The following is a 25200-nucleotide window of genomic DNA, read 5'->3' as shown; positions in this document are numbered from 1 at the left end:
GTCTTACTCCGCAGGCTGGGTAGTAACAATCTGCTGCGGCAGATATCGGCTGATTGGGTTCACCACGATCTCCCATGCTCCATGAGCAGGGAAAGCATTCACGTCCAACGCCACATCATCACCACGAGTAAACAGGGCCGACACTGCATGGCGTTCCAGCTTGCTGTCACGGGAAACTGTCCAGACATACCCTTGAGAGGTGATGGCAGAGGCTGGAACCATCACAACATCTGGAATCTTCCGACCAGTGAGCACAACGCTAACAAAAGTGCCCGGGCGCATCACAGTGCCCTGCTCATTGCGTGGCTCCACCTGCAACCGCAAAGACTGCTGACGCGTTTGCGCATTGGCGATTGGGCCAACAGACGTAATTCTGGCAGGCCACGGTACACCAGCCCCATTGAGCACCTGCACAGAGATATCGTTCACATCCAAAGAGCTACCGTTTTCGGTCAGCAACAACTGCCATTGCACCGGCGTCAGAGACACCTCAACCTCAAGCGCATCCGTCGAGTAGATCTCAGCAACTTCCGTTCCTGCTGTGATGTAGCTGGAAGGCGCAACACTGCGTGAGATAACAACAGCATCAAACGGAGCAACAATTCGGGTGTTATGCAGGTTCCGCTGAGCTTCGACCAAGTTGGCTTCAGCAGCCTTCAGTTTCAGCTGTTCCAGCTTCAAAAATGGCTGACGTAAAACAAGAGGCGAAGCTTCCCGGCCCTTGATGTTGGCCCGCTGCCAATCCAGTTCCGCCTGCTTCCCACGCTGTTCCTCCTGTAAAAGAGAAAGCTCAGAACTGGCAACACTCTCTTCCGCAGTTGCAAGCGCTGCGCGATAGCTGCTGTCCTCAATCTCAGCTAGCACATCCCCCTTCTTGAGCGCCAAGCCCGGCTCAAGCTGCTTTGAGAGCCGCAATACCCTTCCGGTCACTTCGCTGGTCAGCTTCTGCTGGTAATGAGCACTCACAGCCCCGAAAACCGTAAACTGAACCGCTTCAGGCTGCGCCTCTCGTTGCACGACGGATACAAGCGGTCGCGGCAATGTTGGAGCACTGGCATCTTGTGCTGCGACTGTGTGAGGGTTGGCGAGCTCTGCCAGAACAGCAAAAACTGAGAGGCTGGCAACCAGAGTAACTTTCGCAAAGGCTGCTCTACGAGCCAATTTGGGTCGAAGGGTGGTACGCATATTGGGAACTGCTTGTTTTATTGAGAGTGTAAAGATGGCGCTCGTTTAGAGCCCGATGCCGAAAGCAACAGCCAGATCAACACGGTTCTGCATTCTGCTGCTGCGGATGTTCACCACGGCCTGGCGGGCAGCAAACGCATCCCGTTCCGCAGAGAGCAAGGTCACGATGTCTGTCAGGCCATCACGATACCGCCGCTCGTACTGCTCATAGTTGCTTTGAGAGTGGTTTAGGGCACGGGTCAGGATCTGCTCACGTTTGCGCAAGATGGTTTCGTTCTGAAGCCCGTTCTCAACTTCCATCACCGCTGTCAGCAAAGTCTGTCGATAGGATAGCCAGAGGCGGGCAGCATCAAGATCAGCCTGCTTTGCCGTCAATCGGCGATTGCCACCATCCAGAATGGGCGCAGACAAAGAGCCAAGGAGACGCCATGCCGGTCCACCGTTCAACAGATCTGCAAGGCTTGCGGATTGATCGCTTGCAGTGAAGTTGACTGAAAAGGTTGGCAGCAGATCTTTGTAGCTGGCTTTATGCTGCAGGTCCGCAGCTGCGGCCCGCTCATAAGCAGCTAAAAGATCTGGCCGCCGCCCGAGAGTAGTGGCAGGCATGGCGCCCTTAGGCAGCTTGACGTTGGGGAGCAAGCTACCAGTCTTAAAATGAGTATTTGGCATCTGGCTGGCAGCAACCTGCATTTGCCGCTTCAGTTGATCGATCTGAACAGTCCGGTCAGCCAGATCAGATTGCGCATTGGCCGTCGCAGAACGTGCTGCTTCCAGATCACTCAGCTCACCAATACCGCGAGTGAACTGATCAGAGATAATCTGCTCTGTGTTGCGCAGACTGGAAATGCGGGATCGGTCCAGATTGGCTAGTTTCTCCAGAGCCGTGAGCTGAACCCAGTTCCGCATAGCCTGCGCAGCGAGAGAAGCTCGTGCAGCCAGAAGGTCATGAGCACTTGCCCTCAATGTTCGGTCAGAAGCATATGCTCGGTCAGAGAGCTTCCCCCACAGGTCCGCCTCCCACTGAACTGTGAGATCTCCACCGACAGAGTTCTGATAGGACGAGCCTTGGGCAGATTTCACACGCTGGCGATCTGCTTGACTGTTGAATGTCAGTGTCGGCCAGAGCGTGCCAGAAGCTTTATCGCGCTCCAGCTCAGCCTTCTGCAAATCGAGCACAGATTGGCGAAGCGAGATGTTGTTAGCCAGCACCGCATCAACATGCTTGTTCAGTTTCTTATCACTGCTCAAAGCAAGCAGAGACGAAAGAGCCTGCCCGTGAGAAGAACCTTTCTGGCTCCACTCGGTTGGCGTCTGGCCAACTGCCATCTCTTCCGTAAATGTGGTCCGTTCAGGACTGAGACTGGTGGTGCAGCTTGCCAGCAAAACGCCCGATGCAGCAAGAATGAGTTTGTGCGATAAAGACCGCATGTCCTATCCCCTATAAATTCTTAGGGGAGAAATGACACATTAGCGATTATCGCTAGGTAACGACGTAAATAGCTACAAAATAAAGAAAATTGAAGTTTCGTTTACCGAACGGACACCAATTAGAAAACCAAGCGCGTGGTCACACGCTCGCCCACTTGCTCCATCTGGAACTCCCAGTTCAACCGGCGTGCTATCCGTTTGATGAGCGAAAGCCCGACACCATAGCTCTCTTCAAACACAATCTCACTTTCCTGTTCTGAAAGCTCTGCTGATTGATTGCGGATGAGAATATCTCGGGCACTGATTGAGATCTCAATCGGCCCTTGCTGCGTGTGCTGAAACGCATTGCGCACCATGTTCGCCGCAACAATGCACAGCGGCACACGTGGAGCATCCACTACGGTCTCAGGAAGATCCACGTGAAGTTCAACGTCCTTACCACAAAGCAGGTACCTGTGATCCTCAATCACCTCTTCAAGCAACTCCGCGAGATCAACCTTCTCCAAATCAGGATTAGGTTCCTGCTCGCGCCCAAGCCAGAGTAGCGTAGCAACAATCGTCTGCATTGAATGGCTGGCCCGCTTGATCCGTTCCGTAACCTTCCGTTGCTTATCATCCGTTGCAATCTTCTCCATAACACTGGCATTGCCTGAGATGATGGTGATGGGTGTTCGCAGTTCATGGCTGGCATGTCGCAAAAACGAATGTTCCCGCTCAACAAACCGGCCTAATCGCCGAGCAGCATTGCTCAGATGATCACCAATCTTGTTCAGCTCATCATAATGGAAATCAGGACGCTGCTCGACCGCACTCGTCTCATTCAACGTATCCGCCCATTGCTGCAAAGCCGCGATACGCCTGTTAATCCGCCGATTGATGAACTGCGACAGCAAAAACACCAGAACCAGGATGATCGCCCCACCGACATACATGGTCCGCTCAAGCAGGTTGAAGTTTATTCGCCCTTGGTTTTCCAGCTCTTTGTTCAGTTTCAGCATACGGAGAACGTAAAGTGTCCTCCCATCCGCAATCCGATCAGCCAGAAAAAAGACGACCGCCTCTGGGCGATCCCCAACACCTCCAATAGGTTCGACTTCAGGATCTCCAAGTACAATCTTATCTTTCGGAAAAGCCTCTTTTACCTTTGGAGGCAGCTCATCATAATTGAAAGTTGAAAAGATCCTGCTCTCATCTGGAGGTTCACGTTCAGGCTGATTTTGCAGTGCTCGTTCATAGGCATGTATAAAGCCTTTCAACTCAAGCTTGTTCGACAGCTCCAGACCCGCGATCATGTAAGAAAACAGACCGACGCTGTAAACCAGCACGAGCATACCGACGAAAGCGAGCAGCCAGTATCGCAGCTCTCGTTTAAGCGTCTTGGCTTTCTTCTTTTTGCGCCAGAAAAACAACATCACCAATCAACCTCAGGTCCGCAGAGCAAAACCGTGCCCGGCAACAGTATGCAGCAACTGCGTTTCATAAGGACGCTGCAACTGGCGACGCAGCTTATAAAGGTGCACTTTAAGGCTGTCACTGGCAGGCACCTGATCTCCCCACACAGCCCGCTCCAACTCCTGCTTACTCAACACATTCGGTGTGCTGCGCACCAGCTGTTCCAGCAGGATCCAACCAGTCGGTGAAAGCTTCAGCTTCCGCCCCGCCCTGCTCGCCTGCCGCGCACTCAGGTTCACTTCCAGATCACCAATGGTTACGCTTGTCGAATGTCCTTTGCTCCGACGTACCAATGCTCGGATACGAACAGCCAATTCAGGAAACGCAAAAGGCTTGATCAGATAATCATCGGCACCAGCTTCAAACCCGGCCACTCGATCACTCACAGCATCGCGAGCAGTCAGCATCAAAATCGGGCACGTCACATTCTGCGCCCGCAACTGCTCACAAACCGTCAGCCCATCCACTTTGGGAAGGGTGAGGTCCAGCAAGATCAGATCGTATTGATTTTTCAGCGCACTATCGAGCCCCACTTGCCCGTTAAAGGCGTAGTCACACTCGATATTTTCAAACGAAAGGTAGTCACCAACCGTCGCAGCCAGATCCATGTCGTCTTCAATGAGAAGAACAAGCAGCGCATTCATTTCCATCGGCATCACTCAGCCCTGCCTGTATTCCATCACAAAACCTGGAAGAGCTTTCGATCGTAGCCGATCAAACTTAAGAGGCGGTTGAACAACGAGAAAAGCAGAAACATCCGAATACACCTATGAAGGATACATCACCCGAACATTCCATAACCTCAGTAACAAGCCGGTTATCGCGTAACTATATGATTTAAATAGCCTATATCACTCAAAACAATCAGCACATACAAAAACGGCGACCTAACAACAAGGCCGCCGCTCTCAAACATGTCTCTATCCCTGTCTCAGGACAAGTTAACTCAGCTCCCTACCTTCGCCAGCACATCTGCTTTCAGGAACCGTTCGATGAACAGCATAAAGCCGACGGATGGCACAAGCAGGATGAGGGAGGAGATGGAGGCGATTTGGTAGTTGCCTTCCATACTGGAGGTGAACAAAAGCATAGGCAGCGTCACCACATCCGGAGCACCAACAAAGTAGGTTCCGGTAAACTCATCCATGGAGATCAGAAACACAAAGATCGCACTGGCCATAATGCCCGGCAGTGCGAGTGGCAAGGTCACGTCAATAAAGGTCCGCCAGCGCCCTGCCCCCATATTCCGCGCTGCCGCCTCCAGCTCTCCATCAACCGCAGCAAAAGCCGCCGTTGCGATCCAAACAGCAAACACAAGCCCCTGACTGGCATGAACAAGCACAACGCCCATAACAGTGCCAGTCAGATCCAGACCATAGAAAATCCGTGCAACGTTCATGTGCACCGCCACAGCTGGGAAAGCCTGAGGAAGAAGGAACAACAGCATGATGAGATAGCGGAACGGCATCTTGCCCCGCGCCAGCGCATAGCCTGCCGGAATAGCAATTGCCAGACTGACAACCACGGTCAGCAGAGCGATCCAGATGCTGGAAAACAGCGCTTCCGTCGCATTACCCTCCGGACGGAAAACACGCTCCCAGAAAGAGAAACCGTACTCCAGTGGCAGCTTGTAGGGGAAGTACCAGACCTCAGCCACAGCCCATAACAGCATGTTGGTGATTGGACCAAAGATCGCAAATGCCAGCAGGCTCATGGTGAGCACGCGTGTGGTCATCCGCACCCAATTGGAAGAAAGAGTTGCCTGAACCATCTTATGCCCCTTTATCTTTGAGGCTCTGACGCAGATAGAACCACGCAACCACCCCGGTAAACAGATAGGACATGATGCCCAATGCGTTAGCGACGCCGTAATCACCGTAAGAATTGATCCGCCACGCCATATCAACGGTCAGCATGGTTGGCGATTGCGCGTTGATCATCAATGGCACAGAAAGCACCGACAGCATCACCACATAGGAAAGGATCAGGCCAACCATCAACGTGGTTGCGATCTGTGGAACCACCAGCTCAATCAGAATACGCAGGCGAGACGCCCCAAAGATCCGGCCCGCATCAATGGTGGTGCGATCGATAGAAGCCATCGCACCGGCAACGAGCAGGGCCACAAACGGTGTCTGCTTCCATACGAAGGTGATCACGATCCCGCGCCAGTCCAGATAACTCTGCGCGGCCAGCGGTTCGATGATGCCGGAGCTGGTCAGGATATTGTTCATCATCCCGTTCTTCGCCAAAAACGTACGCATTAACTGCGCACTCACAATAAACGGAATGAACAGCGGCCAGCGGTACAGCCATTTCAGGATAGCAACAGCAGTCTTGTTTTCACCCAGTGTCAGATAACCCGCGATCGCAACGGCCAGAATGCCGATGATCACCGTCGACAGACTGACGATCACAATCGTGAACAGGATATCTTTGGAATAGAACTCAACGGCCTTGGTAAAATTGGCGATATGCCAGCTGCCTTCGCCATTGTCTGTGAAAGCTGAAACCACAGAATAACCAAAGGGATAAACAAACAAAAAGCCGATCATCAACAATGCAGGCGCAACCAGCAAGATTGCTCCCATCCGACCTGGCCCAACTGACATACTTTGTCCGCTCATGGACACCACCTCTTCCCAAAACCAAACAAGCCGGGAGAGACGAGTGCCCCTCCCGGTTTCTTTCAAAAGTGCTTAGTTAGCAACCTGCTTCTCGTAACCTTCTTTGATGTCGTCAAAGTAAGGACCGATTGGGAACGGCTGACCTTTCTGAGCCAGTTCCAGAGGGGTCACATCAGTAAACAGCTTGGTCCAGACCTTCTCATCCAGAGATGCTTTCACATGGTCTGCATCAATGCCTGGGTACCAGTTAAAGCGGTTCACAATGCCTTCCGCCTGCACAGCCGGACTGGTTGCCAGTTCGATGAACTTTTCAGCCAGCTCTTTGTTCGCAGCCTTCGCAGGGGTTGCGTAATAGTAAGGCTGACCTGGCATGCCAGGAGCAATTAGCTTCAGTTTCAGGTTTGGTGGAATACGGCCATCACCCTGCCAGGAGTAGAACATATCGACCCAAACCGGACCCATTACGATCTCGCCACGGTTGAGCATATCCAGCGTACCAGCATTGCCCGGTGTAAAGGTCACGTTCTCATTGAAGGCTTTCAGATCAGCATAAGCCTGCGCCCATGTCTCTTTCTTAGCCGCATCATACGGACCGCTCTGCAGGGTCTTGGTGTCACCCGCGTAGGTGTACATCCAGCCAGTCACAAACGCGACGCCGGACATACCGTTCTTGATGCCGTTGTAGCCGAACTGTTTTGGATACTTCTTCACCCACTCACGCAGCTCATCATAGGACTCAGGTGGGTTAGGAACCAATGCTGGGTTATAGGCAATCGCGGTCTGACTATGGAACATAGGCATCACGTAGCCGCCAACGTAAATGCCAAGTGCGTTCTCGGCAGTCTCACGGGTCACCATTTTGCCGGTTTCGATGTTACCGCGGAAGTCAGCCAGCAGGCCCATTTCCTTCATCTCACCAGTCTTCTTCTGGGCCGCAACGATCACGTCGATGTCCCACTGCTCTTTGCCAGCAGCAGACTGAGCTTCAAGCTTCTCAAGGATTTTCTGGGAACCGGCATCTCCCGGGCCGGTGCCTGTGACGCGAACTTTCACGCCTGGATATTTTTCTTCAAAAAGAGGACCCAGATAATCGGTCACGTACTCGACCATATTCTGGGAACCGCCGGTAATCACGTTCAACTGAGTTTCAGCTGACGCAGGCAAAGATACAGCAATCACAGCACCTGAGATTGCGCCTGTTAGAACTGACTTAAGTGTCATCACTCAAATTCCTGGGTTAAGATCGTTGAGATAAAAAGTTCTGTTCACGTTAAAGGTGTCAGGCCGCCTCGGAATAAAGGTGAAGCCCACCAGCTGGCACGCAGATCGTCACTGCATCGCCAACTGCATACCGACAAGGATCGTCGATCATGTAGAGCTGCCCGGCGCTTTCTATTTCGTAACGAAATACCCCCCCCGGATAGCTGAGTTGTGTCACCCTACCGGCCAGAGCCAAATGCCCTTCAGGTACGGTTCCATCGGCAAGCAGATGCGCTGCACTGGAGCGGAAACGCCCCCGAACAGATCCGGCAGCTGTCGCCTGCCAGTTCACACCTCCATCACCAATCTCGTTTGAAACGCTTAAGCTGGCAGCCTTGACGGCCTCCTGCTCTGATATGCTCAAAGTTCCATTCGCACGCTCAACGTTGAGGGCAATTTCGTTTTCAGCGCCCATAAAGGTCGCCACAAAATTGGACTTTGGCTGCTCATAAACTTCCAGAGGCGTTCCCACTTGCGCAATATGCCCCGCATTCAAAATGACAATGCGGTCTGCCATCACCATGGCCTCTTCCCGGTCATGGGTCACATGCACGGCTGTCAAACCCATACGCTGTTGCAAAGAGCGGATCTCATGACGCATCGACAAACGAATGCGCGCATCAAGGTTGGAGAGCGGCTCATCCAACAACAGGATTGGGGAATCGACAGCAAGCGCACGCCCAAGCGCTACACGCTGACGCTGACCACCAGACAGGTTTGGTACTTTGCGATCACCAAAATCAGCAAGGCCAAGCAGAACAAGAAGTTCATCAACCTTGCAATTGATTTGCTCCTTGGACATGCCACGAAGCTTCAGGCCATACCCCACATTCTGGCGAACCGTCATGTGTGGCCAAAGCGCATAACTTTGGAACACCATAGCCATGTTTCGCTGCTCTGGCGGCAATTGCGCAACATCGCTTCCGTTGACGCGGATCTGCCCGGACATGGGCTTGATGAAACCGGAGAGACTTTTCAGAAGAGTTGTCTTTCCGCAGCCGGATGAACCCAACAACGCAACAAACTCGGATGAGTTGATTTCAAGATCGATGTCATGAAGAACACGGTTCTTGTCGTAACCAACACACAGCTTTTCGATTTCGATTCCTACGCCAACCATTCCGGAAACTTGCCCCCCTTTAAGCAACCAAAGCATTATGCTATGAGTTTTGGCAATCGATTGCAATAGAGGTCTTGTAAGGGACTTCTTTGAAGGTAAAATGACAATCATCCTAGATAGTAAGAAGCTATGAAAAGACTGACAGGTAAAGATGTTGCACGTGCTGCTGGCGTTTCTGCCTCTGCTGTTTCCCGCGCGTTCACAGCAGAGAATCGCCTCAACAAAGCGACTCGTGATCACATCCTCAAAGTCGCAGCTGAGATGGGCTATCGACCAAATGCACTTGCACGCTCCCTCATCAAACAGGAGTCAGATCTCGTCGCCGTCGTGTTCGGAAACACCGATGGCATGTACGATAAAGACTTCTTCAATCGCCTTTCTACTGAACTGCAAAAGCGCGGAAAATGGGCGCTGCAAATCCGCTCAGAAGAAGAAGAAAACATCGCAGAAACACTGGGCAAGGCACTCATGTATCCGGTTGCAGCCGCAATCGTCCGGGCTGGCACAGTTGATCTTCAGGTGATCGAAAACAGCAAGCAGATGCACGTGCCGCTGATCTACACCGGACTTGGCCCTACCGTGAAAGGGGCAGACTGCGTCTGGCTCAATTACAAACGCGGCGGCCAGCTCGGCACCGAACATTTGATCAAACGTGGGTGCAAGAAAATCGCCTACATCGGTGGCATCGAAGGCATCACTGCAGACACTGGTCGCCGTGAAGGATACCTTGAGGCTCTGCAAGCCGCAGGACTGCAGCCGCACAGCATTTCACAGACCAGATTCGACTTCGAAAGCGGAATGCAATCTGCACTCAAATTGCTACAAAGTGATAACCCGCCAGATGGTTTTTATTGTGTATCAGACGCAGCGGCACTTGGAGCTCTGAACGCGGCAAAATCTCTTTTGAACCTACGTGTACCGGAAGATGTGGCGGTGGTCGGTTCCGACAATATGCCCATGGCCGCCTGGCCCTGCTTCGACCTCACAGCCGCAACAAATCCTATCGACGAGATCGTCCAGAACCTCATGAGCACCCTGGAAGCCCGCCTCGCCGATCCCTCCCAAAAGGAAATGTCCGTCGTCGTAGAACCCCAACTCGTCATCCGCGGCAGCGCCTGACTGAGAGTATTCAAAACACCAATAAAACCGGCTGATGCATGTACAAAAGCATCAGCCAGAATGGGTAAGCTCAGTAGGTCAAGGGCAGTCTTCACTGCCCTCCTTGGGTTTGAGGACACAAGACAAAATATTGGCAACTCCTTCAGGAATCTCCACTTCCCGCATGTACTCATCGCGCCCATAACGTAGAAACTCACTGCGAAAGTCATAATCAGCCCACGGCTCGTTAGTCTCACGCAAGCTGACAGCCACACTCTCAGCTTGCAAAAAGTCACCGATTTCCAACAGACTATGAAAATAAGCTAGGCGCGCAGGCCAGTACTTTAGCGTTAAAGGAGCACTTTGGTGAAGCTGGGCAAGAGCAACAGCAGCCTCCTCCATCCTCTTCCCCTGAAAGTGCAACATACCAAGCCGTCCAAGCTGCTCGGGCTTCAAAAGCCCTTTAGCCCCATAGTACGTAAGTTCAGTAAGTTCTTCCTCATAAACCCCCTCAAACCGCAGTGTTGAGAGCAACTTGTCACGATCCCCTGCTTCAGGCTTAACCGCGCAATCGCCTTTAAACTCTCAACGTAGCCGAGGAAATCACCAGACAAACGGTGATAGAGTTCGATTTTTCTCAGTACCCAAAGATCATCAGGAGATTGCTGGACATAAGCCTCGTGCATCTGGTGCATCTCTTCAACAAAGCCCAGTTGCTCGGCAATCTCAGCTAGTTGAAGCAGCTCTTCAGGACTGCTGTTTGCTCGGTCAAAAGACCTCAGCAAGTCCTCACGGGCTTCGAAGTACTTCCGCTCTTTAATCTGCACGGCAACTTTCTCAGTTTGCCCCGGTACAAGCGCATACCCCACGCCTAGAAACAGCAAGTAAAGCGACAGGTATTTGAGGAACCGGATCATCGCCGCTCCTCCATTTCAATCATGTGCGCTGTCGACACCGAGTTTCTGCAGACCAGAGAGATCTCAAGTGGTTCTATGCCAGAAACAGGAAGATCGAGATGCAAATCTCCGGCCTGTGAAGCTTGGACTTTATCACTCAGCAGGACAATTCCCCCACGCTTCACTTCCAAGCGGTAGGAATGTGCAGAAAGCCCATGGAACTGAAACTCACCCATACCAAATCCAAGGCTCCGAAAGCTGATGTGGCAAGGCTCAGCCCGCCAATCATAAACCTGCCACCGCGCCTCAGAGATGCTGGAAACAGACACCGCACTAGCCGTATCTCTCTTCGTGAGCACAATCTCTGGAACACGCGCAGAAGGATCAAGCGAGACATACAGAGACGTCTGATAGTGCTTCGAACCAATAACACCAACGCTCTTTGACAGATCAACCTGCCATTGCTCCGCATCATCAAAGCGAAATGTTTGCAAGCTCCCCCGGTTGAGGACCAGCCAGCTTCGCTCACCTGTCTGATAAAGCTTCACATCAAAGAAACTGTTCGCGATCGCTGCATAGTGCGAAGCAAAGATCGGCAGATATGCTCCGTCCCGCGCTCGATCCAGATGCTTCTTCACAGCATGCAATGACGCATCATGCTCCGCTGAATAGGTGTGGTAGTAGACATTGTAAGGCCTTAACCGGATCGGGCTCTCAGTGTTATCAACTGTCTGATGTAACTGAGAAAACCCATAGAACGGTCCGGTCCAATCGTTCGTATATGTGTTCTCGTTGCTCGCAACCGCATAGATCTGCCGCTCAGCTCCCACTTGCCGTGATAATGGCGCGACATAACTGAGAGACGGCCAGTCCCGATCAAACCGCGTATCACCGCCATTCATGTTGTAAACGCCCAGCTCACGCGTATAGGCAAGCGCCTCTTCAAAGGGCTGCGTATCCCCTGACCACAAAAACAGCTTCGCCTCTTTGCCCTTCGGCGCATAACGCTCTGCCTGTCGCAGCGAACCACCAATCTCACCAATCAGTGAAAACGGTTTGCGCATGTAATAGCGAGGCATCGCCACGTTCTGAGCCAGATACTTTTTGAAGGATGATTTGCCGCTCTCTCCAAAGAACCGGCGGGACAACCAGCTCACTGGACCTTCAGCCGCCGGAGTATTGGCAACGTTTTTCTCCTGAATGAGGGCCAGTTCTTTCTCACGATCGTAGTCTCTGTAAAAGGACCAATGAAACGGATGCGAATGCGTGTGACTCGCCACTTCCACCTGAGGAAGGGCAAACAACTCCCTCACAAGACCAACACCCCGATCATCCCCACCTTCACTCTTGTCGACATCGGCAGTCACAAGACCATAAGTCACCGGAAGGTCAGGATAAGGTTCGATCAGCTTCCGCAGCATGACCTCACCCGAAAGCACCTGCTGATCCCGATACTTGGCTGCATAAGAGACGTTGTTCCAGCCATCTCCATCAATATGAGAAAAGTAAATCCGCCGCCCCATCAGCGTGGAAGTATCTGGGATTGGAAACAAGATTGGCCCGAGAGCACGCTGAAGAAACCCAATAGGATCAATCAGCCACTTATGGCGGTTAAGCACATCATCCCTGGCAATCGCAAAGCCAGATTGAACATAAGCTCCCCCTGCCCCAATAAACGCCAGCTGCGTTCGTTCTGCACCAAGCCGTTCTGGCGGGCGAACAGAAGCAACAGAAAGGCCATCTGCAGAAATCTTCGAGACCAATGAGTACCCCGGTAGGATTTTGTAAAACGGCCGTTCAAACTCCATCAGCTCTGAGTGCAGTTGGAGATCTGATGACCCACTCGTCAGCAGAACAAATCCAGTCTCAAACCGCAGACCCAAATGCTTCAGAAACGAGTTCAGAACAACCCGATCATCCCGCAGATTCTTTATCCCGGTCTCTCCAAACACCAGAAACCGTCGCCCAGCACGAGCCTGTTCCTGTGCCCATGCAAAATACCGATGAGGATCTGCCAGTGCGCCCTGAAACCACGTGACCACCGCCGTCGCATTCTCCAAGTCTCCCACCTCAGGCAACTCAGCATTTACATCCAGATAGCGGATCGAATAACCAAGATGGTTCAGAGGCATTTCTAGGAAGTTATGTATCGCCGTTGCAGATGGCTCAGCTTCTCGAAGGCTGTCGTAGATCCCGATGATCTCACGTTTCACCATGCGGCCTGCGAATTATTGATGAAACATACAAAGCCAAGCACCCCGAAACCGTACAAAATAAGGGCGCCAAGCTGCCTAGTAATTCTAGCTAAAAACAATTGCCAGATACCTTCAATATGGAAGGGATATAAAGAACAATTACTACGCACTTCACACATCTGGAAGACACCAATAAGTAAGTTAAGACTGAATACTTATTGCAAACAAATCATTCCAAATCCAACCAAGAACCTAATACCCTCACTTTCCATAGAGTTGAATATAAATAAAACAGCAAGTAAATATTTCCGACCACGAACAGAGATTAAAACTTCCGACTATACTGCATATTTTTTACAATAGGAATATTTATTCACGATGTATTCGGATCAGTATTTTTCAAGTGATATGCGACCAACAAAGAAGAAAAAGTCAGCACCGGAAAAGCGCTTTCATCTGCTGGAAGTCGCAGTGCTCTTCGCACCGTTTCCAGTTCTGGCCTCCATGCATCCCGAGTTACTAATCTGGAGCATCTCCCCCAGTCCGCTCTGGATCCCAATCATCATCGCAAGCAGCATCTTCGGAACTCGCTCCGGCATTCTCTCTGCATTAACCGCCCTCGCCCTCACGTTTTGGTACGTACCTCCGCAACCCATCGGAGGGCAGAACTTCTTTGAGTACTTCACGACCACAGGCCTGGAACCGACCCTTTGGCTCCTCACCGCAATCATCTTCGGCGAATTCAGAACCTCCCTCCTGCGCAAAAACCAGCGCCTTCAAAACCAGCTGACACAAGCGCTTGGACAGCGGGACACAATCTCAGACTACTGCACCACGCTCACCATGGAAGCAGAAAACCTGCAAAGCCGCATCGCCTCCATGGAGACAACAAGCCCCGTGAGTGTTTTCAAAAGCATCGACAGGTTGAGCACACTGAATCTGAAGAGTAATCCCAAGCAGCTGGACATTGCACTCGGCAATCTGATTGGAGCCACAAAGTTCAGCCTCTTCAGCTACACCAACGATCACTTGGATCTGGTGCACTCCAACATCGCAACATCCTCCGGAGCGGCATCTCCCAGCGCAAAGCAGGAGCAAACGTGGTTGATCAATCATCTGGAAATGACCGAAATCACCGGGAACACCCAGCAGGTCATCACGCACACCCCCAAAGGCAGTCTGGTCCTGTTGCTGAAGGCTTCCGATATGACCAACCCAAAGCCGGATCACGAGGTTTTGCAAGGCGCTATCATCTTCCACCAGCTTGAACAGCACGTATTGGAAGAAGACACCACGATCCTCTTGGAAACAATCGGTAAGTCACTGGCCCAAAGCCTTGCAATCCACAACGCGGAAAAGGCACCGGACAATCTCATCTCACTTTACTCAATAAACACACCGCCTAAGAGCAACAGGCTCGATAACACGGTGCTGTAAATGTCTGAGCCTGTCATCACGGAGAAAGCCGCCAGAGCTGCGCCTTTCAGCCTCTCTATCTTTCTGCTGCCGGTAGTCATCGCAACTGCGACACTCATTGAGGTGTGGTTCATCTGGCAGATCAGAGAGCAGCAAAGCTTAGTTCTCCCTGCAATCGGATTTCACTGCCTCGCTGCAGTGCTTTGCAAACTGATACTGAGAAACGTCCGCAGTCCAGCGTTCGCACTGTTCGATTTCAGCATCTTTCTGTTTGCCTTACTCGGGCCATTAGGAGCTTAATCGCCTCTGTTCTCATGCAGTTTGAAAAGCGCAAACCTAACGCTCACGTAGCTGATTGGCATAAAACGCTCGCGCTTGATGAACCACCCGCCTCTCAGCTGGAAGATATCTTTAGCAAAATCATGAGCAATCGCTCACTGGATATGACCAATGGTTACCTCAAGCCCTTCCAGAAGATCTTCTCCTCTGACAATATGCAGGAAATCAAACGCGCCCTCTCCATCATCACACTCAAATACAAACCGGAGCTACTGGAGTTTCTTCAGGCTGCTCTCAAGAATGACAAGCCAGAGATCCGCGTACAGGCAGCGGCTGTCTACACCAAACTCAAACAACGCTTTCAGGATGACATCTCCAACTCAGTCATCTTTCCTGAAAATGCCACTACAGAGCACCGACGAGAAGCCATCTCTCGGTTAAAGGCAGCAGGTCTTTCACAGCTCATCGATAAATCCCAGCGAGATCAAGTCACTGCAACTTTGCGCAAGCTGCTGAAAACTGATGTCCGCCCAGAAGCAGAAAAAGCTTTGACCGTCTTACGAGCCGACCGTCTCATTCAAAAGGGTGCACTGAAAGAAGCCCAGCTCTGCCTCAAGCCACTGGTGCGTATCAAAGAACCTGAAGCCACAGCGCTGAACCAGAGAATTTCTGACAAGCTCAACAAAAGAGCCGTTTTACCCGCACGAGAGCACGCTCTGATCAACTGAAATGGTGAGTAACATGCGTTCCAATCCCACAGCAGACATCTGCATAATCGTTGAGGGCTGCTATCCTTATGTGGCTGGCGGCGTATCCTCCTGGATCAACTGGCTTATCTCCGGCCTGCCTGATCTGACCTTTTCAGTGGTTGCCGTGCTTTCCAGCTCTCAAAACGGTACTCCCAAGTACAAGCTCCCCTCCAACGTCATCGAATATCAGGAGCTAGCCCTCTTCGATATTCACGATCCCCAACCTGCTCCTGATTATGGCTCAGCTAGCATCAACGAAATCTCACGCGAACTCCGGGCCTTCCTTAAGAATGGCAGCAAAGCAAGGCTTTACGATCTGGACCGTCTGGTGAACTCTACCACTCGTCCTTGGACAATAAATCAGCTGACGAACTCTGATCTCACGTGGAATGTCATTTGCCAGATGTACGAGGAAATCCTGCCGGAGACATCGTTCCATCATTTCTTTTGGGCCTGGTACACACTGTTTGGCGGGTTGTTCGCTGTACTCAAAGCTCCAATTCCCAAAGCCAAGGCCTACCACACAATCTCAACCGGCTATGCTGGCCTGTTCGCAGCAAGAGCAGCCGTAAGCACCGGTGCACCAGCAATCATCACAGAGCATGGCATCTACACCAACGAGCGCCGGATCGAGATCCTTCTTGCCGACTGGATTGAAGACAGCATCAACAAAGGCTTCTCGCTGGATGATCCCAGGCTGGACCTTCGTGATTTATGGATTACGGCCTTCGAATCCTTTGCTCGGTGTTGCTACAACTGCTGTTCAGACATCACGACCCTCTACAAAGACAACCAGCTGATGCAGCTCTCTCAAGCGCATGCCAGAGCAAGATGCAAGTCATCCCAAACGGGATAGATCTCAACAAGTTCAGCGCAGTACCGGCGAGGCAGGACAATCACAGACCTACGGTTGCTCTCATCGGGCGGGTTGTTGCAATCAAAGATGTGAAGAGCTTCATCCACGCAGTTGCTTTGCTTCAGGAAGAGCTTCCAAGTGTGGAAGCGCTCATTCTTGGCCCAACCGATGAAGAACCAGCGTACTTTGAGGAATGCAAAACACTCGTCTCTCAGCTGCAACTTGAAGAGACAATCACCTTCACAGGGCCGGTCAACATCGCTGAGTATTTACCCTCCATCGATCTTGTCGCTTTAACCAGCCTCAGCGAAGCCCAACCGCTTGTCCTTCTGGAGGCAGGTGCAGCAGGCATTCCGTGTGTTGCAACAGATGTTGGCTCCTGCCGGGAAGTTCTCGAAGGGCGCTCAGATGATCCGGCCCCGCTTGGCGCAGGCGGCATCATTACAGAACTCGTCTCCCCCTTTGCCACCGCAAAAGCCATGGCCAAGCTGCTGAAAGATCACAACTTACGCCAAAAATACGGTGCACAGCTGCGCAAGCGCATTGAACGGGATTACAACGAGCATCAGGCCCTCAGCTCCTACAGAGACTTGTACACCCGCAATTTTAACAAGGCAGTTGAACAAGAAAGCCGACTGTTCGCTTAAAGCCCAACACCAAACCTTTCCCGGAGATTTCAGATGGCAGGCATAGGCTTTGAGCTGCAGCGACTAACACACAAAGGCGACATGACATCGCATATGCGGGCGATTTTTCATGCAAGCATGGTCATCGCTGGCCCCTGGCTCATGTTCATTTTCTGCATTTTGTTCATCTCGCTCCTGACAGAGCAGAAACTCGGCCTGCCCATGCTAACCGGTTTCAGAACCAAACTGATTTACATTTTGGGCATCTCTCTGTTGACAAGCGCACCGGTTCTGATCCTTGCAATCAGAATGCTTCAGACGCCATCTACTTCGGAAAGTTCCACCTCATCCCACAGCTTTACCTGAGCACCCTCTACGCCTCCACCATCCTGACTGCCATTGTAGCTGCCCCAATTCTGTTCGTGCTGCTGAACGTTCCACTCATAGAACTGCTGGCGATTATCATCTCTTGCATCATCGCCAACCTTCTTTGGATCGCACTGGGCTTCAGTTCCAGCCTTCAAAACTACAAAAGCGTAAGCCTTTCCTTCGCAACTGGGCTGCTTCTAACAATATCATTGGTCATCTACAGCACCGCCCACCATCCCAGCGAGCTTCACTTACTACTGGCTTTCAGTCTCGGCTTCCTGCTCTGTTTCATATGGCTATCCATCCAGGTCTTCTTCACGTTCCCAGCATCCAGCTACATTTTCAAAGAGACCTGGGAGTATCTAACTGGCGCTCTCAAACGCTATTGGCCACTAGCCTTGGCTGCGACTTTTAACATCAGCGCCTTGTGGGTAGATAAGATCATCATCTGGCAAAGTCATGAGGGGCAATTGCTTCCAAGCGGCTTACGACATGCTCCTGCCTATGACAGTTCCATATTCATCGCCCAACTCATCCTCATCCCACCGCTCGCGCTCTTCCTGATCGAGGCGGAAACGAACTTCTTTCGCAATTTTAGGTCTTACATCCGAACGATCACCGGGCACGGCACACTGTTTGACATTCGCGCCAAATCACAGGAACTAAAGACAGAAGCAATCTACACCCTTGGCCGCCTCACCTTAATCCAGTTGGGCTTATGTGCACTGTTGATCTTGTTTTCACCACTGGTCGTCGAGTACCTGAACTTCGAGTATCGGCAAGCCGCGATCATTCGCATTGCAGCTGCCAGTGTTCTCTTTCAATTCGTGTTTTTCGCAGCATCAACCACACTCATATTCATCAATCGAAATATGGAGAACATGCTGCTGCAACTGGCATTTCTGCTGCTCAACGCAGTCTGCACCTATGCCACGCTATACCTGCCAGCTGAGTATTTGGGGTTTGGCTATTTCGTTGCCTGCCTATCAGCCAGTTTCCTCGCAGTAGCTACACTTCAAAATGCATTTGGCAGGCTGGACCAGCACATCTTCTTTCAGGCACGTCTCTCCTTGCGGCCTAACAGCTGGTATGAGGCACTGCGCTAAAAGGCGACCAATGTATCGAGTGGTCTGCGTGTGAAGAGGGAAATCACGCCAAGCTCGTCCAGCTCTTGCCGCGCACGCTGGCGTTTGCCGGCCTCCTCAAGGTACTCAATAACAAACACCGAAAGGCCATCATCACGCCCCTCTTTCAGGAACCCCCAACTCCAGTCAATCAGCTGAGAGCCGTTTCGTGCGCCATCATGATAAGCGCCATAAAGCAGGTCTTCCTTGCTGATACCGTCAATTTCACCACGATATTCGGGATACTTCAGAAGCTCCTCGCCATTCTGGGAAACAACAATAAATCCGGGAGCCTGCGCCTTCGCCAGCCGGGAAATTTTCCCAACAAACTCAACCATGTTCGCTTGTGCATCCGTTCGATCTTTGTAGCGCTGAAACACATCAACGCCATCCAGATACACTCCGTCATAACCAGCTGAAATTATGTGCTTGAGATAAGCCATGATCAGCCCTTGCCACTCCGGTTGCCAGAACTTGACGGTGTAATTACCGGGCCAGTTCGGGTTCTCGTCGCCAAGCCAGTCCGGCGGGTTTGCCTGCCAGCTATCCTTCCAGTAATCGCGATAATCCTCTGCTTCACCAATGCTCAGATAAGCAAGCACAAGCCGACGCGATCCATCAGGCTTCTGCTTGGCTTTCGCCACTTCATAACGGGAAAAACGCCCCAGAGCTGTACCATCCTTGGAGTAGTCAATCACCACCAGATCGAGGTCAGATTGATGGATTTTCTTGATCTCAATATCCTGAAGCTGAACGCCCCACTTTGACACGTCATTCAAGGGCGCTTGCATCTCTTCCACCTTATCGCTGGAGCAGCTTAAAAGAAAAACAAGAGGAGAGAACGCAACAACGGCGAGGACAAACCTGAGGTAAAACATCGGCGCTCCATGCAGCAGGCCCCACACCATATGCCCACCTAAAACAAAGCGCTATGCCTATTCTTTCTTATGAAAATTTCTCAGGTCTTCCCGCAGAAAAGAATGGAGGCAGTTGAACAAATCAGCCACCTCCAATCCAAAATCAAATCCGGAACAACGGCTGCAACAGTTTGGGGAGGAAGCCTTTGAACTCGAGGGGGGCGTCTGTTACGGCGAGGCAGATGCAGTCTTCTTCTGTGTCGGCGACTGGTTGGTGATGCACGTGTTCGTCGGCTTCCTGAACATCACCAATCTTGTAACGGCCAGTCTCATCGCTGAAGGAACCTTGCAGTACGAGCGTCATCTCTGAGCATGGTGCGAATGCTCAGGGGTGACGAAGCCGGGAGACAGCTTCAGCAAGCGCGCGCTTTCGCCTTCACTTGGCTTGATCGGCAAAATGAACTGGCGAATGCCCGGACCAACCATCTTCCACTTGATGTCGTTAAAGCCATAGCCAAGCACATCCCAAAGGGCTGACGGGACACCCTTCTCAGCTCTCGGCTCTACTGTGTAGGCAGCGGCTGGAACAGCAGGCTCACCTTCCACACGCGCCATTAGCAGGTCAAACATATCGTCGGAAGGCTTTTGCTGCTCCGCTGTCTGCAACATAGCCCCTGCGAGCGCTTCTGCTTCGGCAAGGCGACCTTTACATCCGTCACAAAGCTCCAGATGACAGGAAACCAGCAGGGCATGTCCGGCAGGTAGCGAACCAGTCGCATAAGCCCAAAGAATTTCATCGCTGAGGTGATGGTTGATCATAGTTCCACCCCTTCCAAAAGTTTCCGTAGTCGCGCTAAAGCAAGTCTCATTCGGGACTTCACTGTACCTAGCGGGAGTTCCAAATGCTGGGCAATTTTTGAGTGGCTGGCATCTTCATAGAAGGCCAGTTTGATTATTTTTGATTGCTCTGCTGGCAAGAGAGGAAGCACTTTCTCTACCTGTTCACTCAATTGCGATTGGTGATGATCATCCAGCTGCGATCCTTCACCAACCAACTCATTGGCAAAAAATTGATCGTCTTTGTAAAGATACCGCCGCTCTTTACGAAACCGATCAATCCGCAGGTTACGGGCAATAGTGTAAATCCACGTCGATGCGGAGGCCTTCCGGCTGTCAAACATCTCCGCTTTACGCCAGACAATGACAAAGGTTTCCTGAATAAGCTCTTCGGAAAGCTCCGCAGTTGCTCCACCTTTAAGAAAGTACGTTTTCAGGCGCGGAGCAAAGAACTCAAACAATTGCCTGAACACTTCCCGCGATCGGTGCTCGCCCAGCGACTGAAGCAAGGCGCTTAACTCCGCAGAGGTCAGGCAGTTTTCACTCTCACCGTCATTACTTTTAAGTTGCATCGTAACCATCGCTCTGCAAACCGCCGATTTGTGTCACACGTCTTTTTACCAAACAGTTTGTCATTTGGATCACTTTTTCCTGCCTAGGGTGATCCATTTCCAATCAGCGCTCCTAAAAAGAGAAACTTTAGATTGGACGAAAGCAATGAAAATAGCAGTGATTGGGAGTGGAATTTCTGGCCTTTCAGCCGCCTGGCTTCTTTCCCAAAAGCATCAGGTAGACATTTATGAAAAGGATGATCGCCTCGGTGGTCATGCCAACACCCAGCATCCAATTATCAATGATGTTGAAGTTGCTGTAGACACTGGATTCATTGTCTTCAACGAGCGCACCTACCCAAACCTCACTGCACTCTACGACCATATCAACGTCGCCACCAATCCAACAAAAATGTCCTTTGCAGTCTCTCTCAATGAGGGACAGCAAGAATACTCGGGTTCAGGATTAAAAGGGCTGTTCGCTCAAAAGACCAATCTTCTAAGGCCATCTTTCCTGCGCATGATCGCTGAAACTCTGCGCTTCTATAAAGACGCGCCTGAAGATGCAGCCAAAGCAGAGTATGAGACAACCACACTCGGCAGCTACCTTTCTCAAAACAACTACTCAGAAACGTTCATCAACGATCATCTGCTTCCAATGGGAGCAGCGATCTGGTCTATGCCGCCAGCACAACTGCTTGCATTCCCATTCCAAACCTTCATTGGCTTTTGCAACAACCACGGCCTCCTCCAGCTCAAAGACCGTCCACAGTGGCGCACGGTGACGGGTGGTTCTTGCAACTACGTGGAGAAACTGGCCGCAGAGATTTCCGGTAAGATCATCCTGAATGCCAACATCTCAGATGTTCAGCGCAAACCCGGATCCGTGACCATCTTCTCCAGAAATGGCCAGGTCGCCACCTACGATCACGTGGTCTTTGCCTGTCACTCAGATCAGGCGCTGGCAATCCTGAATGCGGAAGGCAATGCATCCAACGCAGAGCGAAAGATCCTTGGCTCAATTCGTTATCAGCGCAACATCGCCATCTTGCACCGCGATAAATCGCTCATGCCAAAGCGCAAAGCAACGTGGTCAGCATGGAACTTCATCGGCTCGCAAATGGGCAACAACGCCCTTTGCGTGACCTATTGGATGAACGCACTTCAACAGCTGAACACCACTGAAGATGTGTTTGTCACCCTCAACCCCAGCCATCAGCCAGCTGCAGGGTCCATATTGCGCACCTTCCACTACGCGCACCCTGTGTTTGATCAGACAGCGCTCAATGCTCAAAAGCAACTCTGGCAGATACAGGGCGAGCGAAGAACTTGGTTCTGTGGCGCATATCTCGGTTACGGCTTCCACGAGGATGGACTTCAGTCCGGCCTCGCTGTGGCCGAAGCACTCGGAGATGTAAAGCGTCCATGGGACTGCGATAATCCGAACGGTCGCATTGGCTTACCTGAGGATTGGCAGTTTGGCGGCCAGCAGGAGGCTGCAGAATGATCCTGACCAGACGACAGCATAAAGCAGAAAACGCACCGCTCAGAATTTATCTGGGCGACGTGGTGCACTGTCGTCACGACAAGATCAAGCATAAGCTAAGTTACAAGGCTCTGTCCTTCTCAATCGACATAGACCGATTGCAGGACATGGACCAGATGTCTTCGCTTCTGTCCGTTGACCGGTTCAACCTCTTCAGCTTCCACCCGAGAGATCACATGGAGAGCGGCCATACGGACCTGCGAGGATATGTGGAGGAAGTCCTGAAGCAGGCAAAGATCAACACGCTCCCGGACAAGATCCAACTGCTTGCTTACCCCAGATTTTTGGGACGGGCTTTCAATCCAATCAGTGTGTTCTACTGCTACTCCAAGGAGAAGCTTCAAGCGATCCTGTATCAGGTCAGAAACACCTTTGGAGACATGCATCACTACGCCGTCGAGATCAATACATCTGAAGCACAAGGCATTCAGCCAGTGTTCCGGCACTCATGCCCAAAAAACTTCCATGTCTCTCCGTTTCTGGAACTCTCCGGCCACTATCACTTCATAGCACGCCCACCGGCAGATGATGTTTCACTCATTATTCGCCTCACTCAGGCAAGCGCACCCGTACTAACGGCAAGTTTTCAGGGCAAGGAACAGCCCGCAACAACCGCTCGCCTTTTGGCAATCGGGCTTCGCTACTTCCAGAACTCCGCCAAGATTTTGGGATTAATCCATTATGAAGCGCTCAAGCTCTGGATCAAAGGCGCCAAATTTTACAAGCGCCCTCCCCCACCAACTTCCATCGTAACAGGCATGCATAAGCAAGGCCCTGCACTCAAAAAAATCAAAGCAAACTCAGGGAGACACCCATGACACTCAGAGACAACTCCTCCCTAAGTCCATTGGCAGGCGCCAGTATGACGGATCTCAACCTGACCTCCAGACTTTGGAAGTCTTTGCTGGATCCTATGCTCAGCAAACTCAAAGAAGGCCATCTCGGTGTTGTTCTGCCCAACGGCCAGTTACTGACCTATGGAAACCAAGCCAATCATGGCCCCATCGTCACCATAAAGATCCTGCGTACCCGCCTGTTATGGCGGCTTCTTTCAGGAAACTCTTTGGCTCTGGCTGAAGGGTACTTGGAAGAAGACTGGCGGTGCAGTGACCTTCGCTCCCTTTTTGATTTGCTGGTTGCGAACCAACACATCATGCAGTCTGTCACAAAACGTGGTGTTTTCTCACGAGCCTTGGCACGCCTGCGCCATCTGGCGAATGCAAACACACTTGCGGGCAGCAAACGCAACATCGCGTTCCATTACGATCTGGGCAATGATTTCTACAGCCACTGGCTGGACGAAACCATGACCTATTCTTCTGCCTACAAACTCCAACAACACGAGCCCTTGCATGAGGCCCAGCGCAGAAAATATGACCGTGTCCTGCAACTGACCAACACCAAGCCAGATCAAAAGATCCTTGAGATCGGCTGTGGCTGGGGCGGTTTTGCAGAACACGCCTGCCAGTCAGGACGAGACGTTCATGGCATCACACTGTCACAGGAGCAACTGAAGTTTGCCCAATCTCGCCTTCAGTCTCAACAAACAAACGGCAACGCTTCTTTTGAGCTGAGAGATTACAGAGAGACTGACGGCCAATACGACGCCATCGTCTCTATCGAGATGATTGAAGCAGTCGGAGAGGAAAACTGGAACAGCTACTTCGAAAAGCTGAAGTCCAGACTGAAACCAGGCGGGACAGCAGTCATTCAGGCGATCCTGATTGCAGATGAAAAGTTCCACACCTACCGCAAAAACGTCGACTTCATTCAGCGCTACATTTTCCCGGGAGGGCTGCTTCCTTCAGCTCGCGAAATGGCACGGAAAATAGAAGAACAGAAGCTGGAACTAATCACCCGCGAGTTCTTTGGCGCCGACTACGAGCAGACTCTGGTGCGTTGGAGAAAATCGTTCTTCCAGAACTGGTCGGAAATCTCAAAGCTTGGATACGATAACCGCTTCAAGCGCATGTGGCATTACTATCTCGCCTATTGCGAAGCAGGCTTTGCCCAAGGCACCATTAATGTAGGTCTGTTTCAGATTAAGAAGCCAACTTAATGGCCAAAAAGTTGGGCCACACTGGCCCAACGAACCCCTCAGATAGCAGCTCTGGACGCGATCCATTTGATCATCGCCCCAACAATCGGCAGTTTGCGATAAAAGTGCCGCGATGCATCCCAATAATCGTAGTGCGCACTCACCTTGCCTTGCGCATCAAAATGCACCTCGGTCAGCCCACGCACGCTCCAGTTCCCCAGATGCTTTTGCTTGCAGGTAAAATCCCATCGCATAAAGCACAAGTCACCGGACCACGCCAGATCGAGGATCTTGAACCGAGGCTCCTGGACATCCTCGTACATCTTGTGAAAGACCTTCTCAAAGTTCTCGCGGCCCTTCACATCATTAAACGGATCGATGAAGTGCACATCATCACTGATGAGCTCATGAACCTCTTTGATGCGCTCTGGCGTTACGTTTTCAAAGAAAAGCGCATATTGCCGGGCAGTACTCTCCAGTTCGGCTCTATCGGTCATCTCTTACTCATCCTTCTCATGACGGGAAAGTAGAGAGCGTAAGGCAACATCCGAAGCACCTTCATGATGGCACCCAGACGGAACGGGAAGTAGACTTCAAAAGAGTTCCGCTGAAGCCCCTCATAGATATCCTTAGCCGCTTGTTCGGGTGTAAGAAGAAACGGCATAGCGAACGTGTTCTTGTCCGTCATTGG

Annotated in this window: 24 protein-coding genes and 2 pseudogenes; 9 read left to right on the top strand and 17 right to left on the bottom strand. The window is 51.6% G+C overall.

The annotated features are described in order from the left end of the window. Positions 1–3 precede the first annotated feature (3 nt). From JCM12308_RS17955 to JCM12308_RS17920, 8 genes are all read right to left on the bottom strand, one after another. Positions 4–1185: an efflux RND transporter periplasmic adaptor subunit gene (locus tag JCM12308_RS17955; protein ID WP_054784647.1), complete on the bottom strand. Its 1182-nt coding sequence runs from the start codon at positions 1183–1185 to the stop codon at positions 4–6. 45 nt (positions 1186–1230) lie between these two features. Beyond that, positions 1231–2613, bottom strand: a complete 1383-nt coding sequence (locus JCM12308_RS17950; protein ID WP_054784646.1) for a TolC family protein — start codon at positions 2611–2613, stop codon at positions 1231–1233. Positions 2614–2732: 119 nt separating this feature from the next. Continuing rightward, the gene (locus JCM12308_RS17945) at positions 2733–4025 is read right to left on the bottom strand and encodes a sensor histidine kinase (protein WP_054784645.1); all 1293 of its coding nucleotides are present in this window, start codon (positions 4023–4025) and stop codon (positions 2733–2735) included. Between the two features lie 12 nt (positions 4026–4037). Beyond that, the gene (locus JCM12308_RS17940; RefSeq protein ID WP_083416624.1) at positions 4038–4721 is read right to left on the bottom strand and encodes a response regulator transcription factor; all 684 of its coding nucleotides are present in this window, start codon (positions 4719–4721) and stop codon (positions 4038–4040) included. Between the two features lie 290 nt (positions 4722–5011). After that, a complete protein-coding gene (locus JCM12308_RS17935; RefSeq protein ID WP_014286796.1) occupies positions 5012–5836 on the bottom strand; it encodes an ABC transporter permease in 825 nt (274 codons plus the stop codon). Between the two features lies 1 nt (position 5837). Further along, the gene (locus JCM12308_RS17930) at positions 5838–6656 is read right to left on the bottom strand and encodes an ABC transporter permease (protein ID WP_014286797.1); all 819 of its coding nucleotides are present in this window, start codon (positions 6654–6656) and stop codon (positions 5838–5840) included. 108 nt (positions 6657–6764) lie between these two features. Further along, positions 6765–7913, bottom strand: coding sequence for an ABC transporter substrate-binding protein (locus JCM12308_RS17925; protein WP_008547990.1), 1149 nt, complete (start codon positions 7911–7913; stop codon positions 6765–6767). Positions 7914–7971: 58 nt separating this feature from the next. Further along, positions 7972–9072 (bottom strand): ABC transporter ATP-binding protein, encoded by a 1101-nt coding sequence (locus JCM12308_RS17920; protein ID WP_054784644.1) that lies wholly within the window; start codon positions 9070–9072, stop codon positions 7972–7974. A 129-nt stretch (positions 9073–9201) separates the two neighbouring features. On the opposite strand from JCM12308_RS17920, the gene JCM12308_RS17915 reads away from it, so the two are divergent. Beyond that, complete coding sequence (locus JCM12308_RS17915) at positions 9202–10191, top strand: LacI family DNA-binding transcriptional regulator (RefSeq protein WP_014286800.1); 990 nt, start codon at positions 9202–9204, stop codon at positions 10189–10191. Positions 10192–10269: 78 nt separating this feature from the next. Here the strand turns inward: JCM12308_RS17915 and JCM12308_RS30310 are convergent, their stop codons facing one another. From JCM12308_RS30310 to JCM12308_RS17905, 3 genes are read right to left on the bottom strand one after another with little or no spacing between them, the layout of a single operon-like run. Next, positions 10270–10572 (bottom strand): hypothetical protein, encoded by a 303-nt coding sequence (locus JCM12308_RS30310; protein WP_208978703.1) that lies wholly within the window; start codon positions 10570–10572, stop codon positions 10270–10272. Between the two features lie 50 nt (positions 10573–10622). Continuing rightward, positions 10623–11087, bottom strand: a complete 465-nt coding sequence (locus JCM12308_RS30305; RefSeq protein WP_208978702.1) for a hypothetical protein — start codon at positions 11085–11087, stop codon at positions 10623–10625. After that, the gene (locus tag JCM12308_RS17905; protein ID WP_054784643.1) at positions 11084–13282 is read right to left on the bottom strand and encodes a polysaccharide deacetylase family protein; all 2199 of its coding nucleotides are present in this window, start codon (positions 13280–13282) and stop codon (positions 11084–11086) included. The genes JCM12308_RS30305 and JCM12308_RS17905 overlap by 4 nt, the downstream gene beginning before the upstream one ends. Positions 13283–13669: 387 nt before the next feature. Here JCM12308_RS17905 and JCM12308_RS17900 point away from each other — a divergent pair, with 387 nt between their 5' ends. The 5 genes and pseudogenes from JCM12308_RS17900 to pelG all read left to right on the top strand — a co-directional run bounded on the left by JCM12308_RS17900 (position 13670) and on the right by pelG (position 18662). Beyond that, entirely contained in the window at positions 13670–14698 is a 1029-nt protein-coding gene (locus JCM12308_RS17900; RefSeq protein WP_208608784.1) for a hypothetical protein, read from the top strand. Beyond that, entirely contained in the window at positions 14699–14977 is a 279-nt protein-coding gene (locus tag JCM12308_RS28375) for a hypothetical protein (protein WP_054784641.1), read from the top strand. A gap of 14 nt (positions 14978–14991) precedes the next feature. Then, positions 14992–15684, top strand: a complete 693-nt coding sequence (locus tag JCM12308_RS17890) for a hypothetical protein (RefSeq protein ID WP_054784640.1) — start codon at positions 14992–14994, stop codon at positions 15682–15684. A gap of 1 nt (position 15685) precedes the next feature. After that, positions 15686–17208: pseudogene (pelF, locus tag JCM12308_RS33075) on the top strand (GT4 family glycosyltransferase PelF). A gap of 33 nt (positions 17209–17241) precedes the next feature. Then, positions 17242–18662: pseudogene (pelG, locus tag JCM12308_RS17880) on the top strand (exopolysaccharide Pel transporter PelG). Here the strand turns inward: pelG and JCM12308_RS17875 are convergent. From JCM12308_RS17875 to JCM12308_RS17865, 4 genes are all read right to left on the bottom strand, one after another. Further along, a complete protein-coding gene (locus tag JCM12308_RS17875) occupies positions 18659–19588 on the bottom strand; it encodes an MJ1477/TM1410 family putative glycoside hydrolase (RefSeq protein WP_054784639.1) in 930 nt (309 codons plus the stop codon). The pseudogene pelG and the gene JCM12308_RS17875 sit on opposite strands and share 4 nt — an antisense overlap. A gap of 112 nt (positions 19589–19700) precedes the next feature. Next, the gene (locus JCM12308_RS30290; RefSeq protein WP_208978699.1) at positions 19701–19901 is read right to left on the bottom strand and encodes a cupin domain-containing protein; all 201 of its coding nucleotides are present in this window, start codon (positions 19899–19901) and stop codon (positions 19701–19703) included. Continuing rightward, complete coding sequence (locus JCM12308_RS17870) at positions 19898–20356, bottom strand: cupin domain-containing protein (protein ID WP_208978698.1); 459 nt, start codon at positions 20354–20356, stop codon at positions 19898–19900. Before JCM12308_RS17870 ends, JCM12308_RS30290 begins: the two co-directional genes overlap by 4 nt. Further along, complete coding sequence (locus tag JCM12308_RS17865; RefSeq protein WP_054784655.1) at positions 20353–20946, bottom strand: sigma-70 family RNA polymerase sigma factor; 594 nt, start codon at positions 20944–20946, stop codon at positions 20353–20355. The genes JCM12308_RS17870 and JCM12308_RS17865 overlap by 4 nt, the downstream gene beginning before the upstream one ends. A gap of 145 nt (positions 20947–21091) precedes the next feature. On the opposite strand from JCM12308_RS17865, the gene JCM12308_RS17860 reads away from it, so the two are divergent. Genes JCM12308_RS17860 through JCM12308_RS17850 form a run of 3 tightly spaced genes read left to right on the top strand, consistent with a single transcriptional unit; the run spans position 21092 to position 24530 of the window. Further along, positions 21092–22432, top strand: coding sequence for an NAD(P)/FAD-dependent oxidoreductase (locus JCM12308_RS17860; protein WP_054784638.1), 1341 nt, complete (start codon positions 21092–21094; stop codon positions 22430–22432). After that, positions 22429–23289, top strand: a complete 861-nt coding sequence (locus tag JCM12308_RS17855; RefSeq protein ID WP_054784637.1) for a DUF1365 domain-containing protein — start codon at positions 22429–22431, stop codon at positions 23287–23289. Before JCM12308_RS17860 ends, JCM12308_RS17855 begins: the two co-directional genes overlap by 4 nt. Further along, the gene (locus tag JCM12308_RS17850) at positions 23286–24530 is read left to right on the top strand and encodes an SAM-dependent methyltransferase (RefSeq protein ID WP_054784636.1); all 1245 of its coding nucleotides are present in this window, start codon (positions 23286–23288) and stop codon (positions 24528–24530) included. Before JCM12308_RS17855 ends, JCM12308_RS17850 begins: the two co-directional genes overlap by 4 nt. A 38-nt stretch (positions 24531–24568) precedes the next feature. On the opposite strand, the gene JCM12308_RS17845 is transcribed toward JCM12308_RS17850, so the two are convergent. Both JCM12308_RS17845 and JCM12308_RS30285 read right to left on the bottom strand, forming a co-directional pair. Then, entirely contained in the window at positions 24569–25006 is a 438-nt protein-coding gene (locus JCM12308_RS17845) for a nuclear transport factor 2 family protein (protein WP_054784635.1), read from the bottom strand. Beyond that, positions 25003–25197, bottom strand: a complete 195-nt coding sequence (locus JCM12308_RS30285) for a Rossmann-fold NAD(P)-binding domain-containing protein (RefSeq protein ID WP_208978697.1) — start codon at positions 25195–25197, stop codon at positions 25003–25005. The genes JCM12308_RS17845 and JCM12308_RS30285 overlap by 4 nt, the downstream gene beginning before the upstream one ends. Positions 25198–25200: the final 3 nt, after the last annotated feature.

Origin of the sequence: Pseudovibrio denitrificans JCM 12308, from assembly GCF_001310815.1 — a bacterium.
GTDB lineage: Bacteria > Pseudomonadota > Alphaproteobacteria > Rhizobiales > Stappiaceae > Pseudovibrio > Pseudovibrio denitrificans.
Note: the sequence above shows the minus strand (reverse complement) of the source record. Positions and strands in the feature narration are given on the sequence as shown.